The organism is Pleionea sp. CnH1-48, from assembly GCF_024124665.1.
Lineage (GTDB): Bacteria > Pseudomonadota > Gammaproteobacteria > Enterobacterales > Kangiellaceae > JAMXSB01.
In genome coordinates this window covers 1-1,935 of sequence record NZ_JAMXSB010000041.1, presented here as the reverse complement: position 1 = coordinate 1,935, position 1,935 = coordinate 1, and the positions used below count along the sequence as shown (strand labels likewise).

Sequence of the window (1,935 nt, the reverse complement as noted above, 5' to 3'; positions counted from 1 at the left end):
AAACAATGCAAGGCGTGTGTAGGTATTTAGAATGATCTCTAAGGTGTCTCTAAGCCCCTCTGAGGGACTTTCTCAGGGGGTAAGGGGTATCAATTAGCTAGCGCTAAAAGTGGCTCAGACCGCCGCCTAGTGTTTTTCATATACCCGCAAGATAGCGATTCGTTTTTTGAGGTTAGATTCTAGTCTGCTAATATCTTAAAGGAGACTATTAATAATATTAAGGACAAACGTAGATTGATGATTAAAGTAATCCTATTACGAACTTAATGGAGTCCTTTTAATAAACAGTTACACCCGAAAAGAATTGAGTATGAATAAATCTGATAAAAAGCGACTAAGAAGAGAGTTAGAGGAAAAAGCGGCGATTGAAGAAGCTCTCAGCCGCGTCCGGAATATTGGCGAAGATATTCATATAAGAGGCATTGGCGTACTAAAAATTAAACTGACCGTCCAACCTAGTTTTAAGCTAGGTGAATCTTGGGACTTTCGTGAAAGTGACGGAAAGGTTAGCGTATATTTTACGCAGATTGATAGCCAAAAAGGTCAGTATCTTCCTGGCTACAAAGTAGTGCAAAATAGTCAAGGTATAGCTGCTGAGATATTTTCTTTCTTAAAGAACCAACAATTACCTTTGTTATGCTCTACTGATAATATTGGATATTGTGATGGTACATCGTACAGTGTAAGTATTGAAAATGGATTCGGAAATATGATTCATGTTTCGTGGGGGGAACACATTCCAACCGAGTGGAAGTCTCTCGCGAAACTAATTGCGCGCTGTATAGCGTCGTTAAGAGCATGCAGCCTACAAGAATTTAAGATGTAAAAAGCATTGTATTTAACGTCAAAAGCTAAGCTCCCAGCGGTCGCTAGACCTCGTTTTACTCGGCCGCTGCTGACTGCATTTTTTACCTAATTAGAGTGAGAAGTTATATGTTAATAATAGACTCAAAATATTTTGAGGACTCAAAAATAGAAAATGGGTTTTACCAATGTTCTATTAATTGGAATAAAGGCGATGTTCTATTTCAGTTGTGCGATGAAGGCGAATATTTAAGAGCTAACATTAGCATCGGAAGCGATATAATTGAAAACGAAAGTAAATGGGCTAAGAAGCTAAGAGAAGTGCTCTTGAAAGATATACACGGTAAGACCTGGGCTGAAACTGAAGGTGAGGTGTTGACCGAAGAGGAATTTATGAAGAAAGTTGAGCTTTGTTTAATAGTAATTGAGGATTCAACTATCAGTTTTTGGTACGACGATGGAGAGTTATATTGCGGTCATAATATTATAGTAAGTTCTGATCCTTCCGGTAACGAAATAAATGCTTATATGGCATAACAAAGCCATCAACTGTGAAGCATGGCGGCGTTAGGAAATAAAGATTTTTTAGGATAGATAAAATCCGTCAATGGAAGAAAGATAAGGATTAATCAATTATTAAAGGGAACTAATAAGTATGCCAGTGCCGGCAAAGAACCTCACCGCCCTCAAGTTTCTTAAGGGCACGTATGATATATCCAAGGCTAACAAAAAGAGCCTCAGAATTTTACGCCTTAATAAGGCCATCTCCAAAATTTCTGGTGCGGCTAACTATTAAGTAAGACATTAGAGATGGCTTTGGCTACTTTAAGAATTGCTTGCAAATTTTATCTTATAATTGAGCTGAGAGCTTCCGTGCAATTATTTGATTAGTAAGGGGGGTTAATCGCCTTCATCGGCTGGCGTGAAGTCCATCGTGTAGAATAAGTCATACATAGGAACGGCTTTACCATTTTCTACTTTAGGCTTAAATCGCCACTTCTTTAATAGACCCTGTAAATTATTCTGTGTATCTGCCAGTTCACATATATTCATCTAAGCGGCCATCAAAAACAATCATAAAATGATTTAAGGCCGCTTTCCAATTTCTAATCGGCATAGTCCACTTTTTTG

At 38.1% G+C, this 1,935-nt stretch carries 3 protein-coding genes; 2 read left to right on the top strand and 1 reads right to left on the bottom strand.

What is annotated here, in order from left to right:
• Window positions 1–310: 310 nt before the first annotated feature.
• Entirely contained in the window at window positions 311–826 is a 516-nt protein-coding gene (locus NH399_RS25295; RefSeq protein ID WP_253044305.1) for a hypothetical protein, read from the top strand.
• A 107-nt stretch (window positions 827–933) separates the two neighbouring features.
• Window positions 934–1,341, top strand: coding sequence for a DUF2262 domain-containing protein (locus tag NH399_RS25290; RefSeq protein WP_253044303.1), 408 nt, complete (start codon window positions 934–936; stop codon window positions 1,339–1,341).
• Between the two features lie 363 nt (window positions 1,342–1,704).
• Here NH399_RS25290 and NH399_RS25285 read toward each other — a convergent pair whose 3' ends face one another.
• A complete protein-coding gene (locus NH399_RS25285) occupies window positions 1,705–1,857 on the bottom strand; it encodes a hypothetical protein (protein WP_253044302.1) in 153 nt (50 codons plus the stop codon).
• Window positions 1,858–1,935 lie beyond the last annotated feature (78 nt).